The organism is Prevotella pallens ATCC 700821 (assembly GCF_000220255.1).
Lineage (GTDB): Bacteria > Bacteroidota > Bacteroidia > Bacteroidales > Bacteroidaceae > Prevotella > Prevotella pallens.
Genome location: NZ_GL982514.1, coordinates 433,119 through 435,870, shown reverse-complemented (window position 1 = coordinate 435,870; position 2,752 = coordinate 433,119). Strand labels below are relative to the sequence as shown.

At 39.0% G+C, this 2,752-nt stretch carries 1 protein-coding gene and 1 pseudogene; both read right to left on the bottom strand.

Annotation, left to right across the window (positions count from 1 at the left end; all coding sequences use genetic code 11):
* Nucleotides 1-985, bottom strand: a pseudogene (locus HMPREF9144_RS10905) (type IV secretion protein Rhs); the annotation flags it as partial.
* 866 nt (nt 986-1,851) lie between these two features.
* On the bottom strand, nt 1,852-2,752 hold a 901-nt coding region (locus HMPREF9144_RS10895; RefSeq protein ID WP_040595772.1), incomplete at its 5' end, for an RHS repeat-associated core domain-containing protein.

The following is a 2,752-nucleotide window of genomic DNA, read 5'->3' as shown; positions in this document are numbered from 1 at the left end:
TCTGATTCATACGTTCAGCATAGTCCTGCTGACCAGCTGTTACGTATGAACCGTTGCGTCCATAGACATTATTGAACAGACCCGTTCCTATCCTTGAAGCGATTCGTTTGTCACCAATGAAGTAATGCTTCGTGAATCTATTCTTGTTAACAGAGAGAATACTTGCAGGATAAAGCGTGAAGTTGTCCGTCTCGTGGAAGGTAATACCCTGTGGTGCACCATTGATATACACACCTTCCATCGTACCGTAACTCTTCATGATACGTTCGCCAGCAGCATTGTAAGTGTAACGACTTGTCTTGCCATTATCAGAGAGTACCATCAGGCGGTTGTCTTCATCCCAGTACATCTCACGAGTAGTATTCGTAGAGTCGTTCGTTACCAGCGTAGGATTGCCGTTGGCATCGTATGTATAATGGTCGTGACCAATCTGCGTTGGAGCTGTCGGATGGTTACTGTCCTCATACTTATAAGCAAAGTTATAAGACTTCGCAGTTGTTGTTGAGTCCACCTTCTGTACCTTAGTCAGTGGTTCACTCATCCGTCCGAACGACATCACCATATCGTAACTTGCACTTTTTGCCTTACCGCTTGCATGAATAAGGCGGTTCAGCTCGTCATACTCATACGTATGCGAACTCCTTCCTCCCAGCTTCGCCTTGTTGAGTTTTGTCAGCGATGTTGGGTTGGCAGCATTCGTGATACCGAGGATATTATCCACAGCATCATAGCGATACCTGTTTTCCATCACAGTCTGACCATCCGCTGTAAGGTTCATCACCTGCAGACGTTCACGCTGCTTATCGTAGGTATAGGTAGTCTCCGTGCCATTACCGAGTTTCGTATAGACCGTATGACCCTCCTTGTCGTAACCTATCTTGTCAACAATAACGCTCTGACGTCCCTGTTTATTGCTCGTCAGACGCTCAACCTGTCCTGCAGCATTGTAATGGTAGGTCACCACTTCACCGTCAGGATAAGTCATCGTCTGCACACGGTTCCAGCTGTCATAGGTAGCACCATAGACATAAGTCCTGATATCCGCCACACTCGCCATGACTGTACGGACAGTCTTAACGACTTCGCCCTGCCTGCTGTAGATGCGTAGTTGAGGATGTTCCGTGTACTCGTATTGTTCATTGTTATACCGAAGAATTTCAATTTACTTAGTCTGCACGATTACTGCATACGTCTTGCAGTTCTTCTGCAGAGGCTTTGCAGTATTACTGCACGTATGCAGCAGTGTTTCTGCAGTACTATTGCGAAATGATTTAGTGCGTTGTGTCGATTCATTCGTTCAGTGTTGTCCGCCTTAAACATATGGATGTTCTTGTCCGATCTTATCTTTTTACGATGCCATTTACCTTGGCAAGTTTATTAGTTTCTAATTAAGGTTATCTCATGGCTATTAGTTCATACTTGTAGAGATATACTTATAATTTAAAAGTTCTTTCTTATTGATAATAGTAATCTCATTGAACGCAACCTCACCATTTCTTAAAGTTGGTCTCAAATAATGAACCACGAATTTTGTGTCCTCACATTTTATAATCATATCTTCCTTATTATAATAATAACCAATGATTGATTTAACATAAAATAGAGGATGATATGTATCATTTGGGATAGCCGATCCATTGCCTAAATATTCTGATTTATTATAAACAAAAGAAAAATCCATTATGCTCACATATTTTCCATTTACTTTCTTTTTATAAGTCAAACATTCTGTTCTCAAATCAAATGGCAATATGTGATAATTAATAAAACTTTTGCCGATATAATAATTTCTATAATCGACCCATATGAAAATAAGAAATAAGACTATGCCTATTATGCAAATACTCTTCCTCATTTTTTTGTTGTTAATACAGGTTTGAAATAGTATGTTACTGTCCTTGCTTTGTAATCATATGGTGTCCCACCTAATTCAAATCCTAAATCAAGAGGATCTCTAAAGCCATCAACATAATTAGGTTTTCTAAACAATGTAAAATCAACATGACTCGTTTGTTTGTCGGGATGAACTGCATATGATACGCCAGTTTTTCCTATATGAAACACTAAGGCTGTCATATCTACATCAAAGCTATTCTTATCTCTTACTTTTGTTGTTACGGCTTTAAGATTGTCTTGAAAAGTTTTTGTATTTATCAAAAGATTTGTTGCAATATCTCCGACATCGGCAGGCTCTCCATTTCCAAAATAATAATGACTAATTGCTAATTGATCCTGTTGAGCCCCTTTAGCACTTTCTGGAGCAACAATATTTAAATTTGGCGTTTGCTCTAACACTGTACCACTTAAATCTGCTTTTACGGTATATAATGAACCTTTATCTAATGAAAGTTTACTTAAATTTCTAACAGCAATATTACCACCTTTAGTTGTTCTAATATTATTTCTATTTAATATCTGCAGAACATCCTTCTGGCTTGTTCCAAGGAATTGTGCTAAAGTTTTGGTGTTATCTTTTCTATCAGCATGCAAATTACCATTTTTTTCCCAATGCCAACATCCATTAGGATCAACAAATCTTATAGGATTTCCAATGCAATAAACATATCCACTCACACTTATATATTTTTCCGTTAACGGGTCTACCCCTAACCACATGGAGATTTTGGGATCCATGTATCTGGCACCATAGTAATACAGTCCAGTTTCTTCATCCAATTCCTTGCCATTGAACTTGTAGGGCATGTCCTCGCTGCTACTATGCTCATCAACCAACAGTTCACCGTATGGCAGA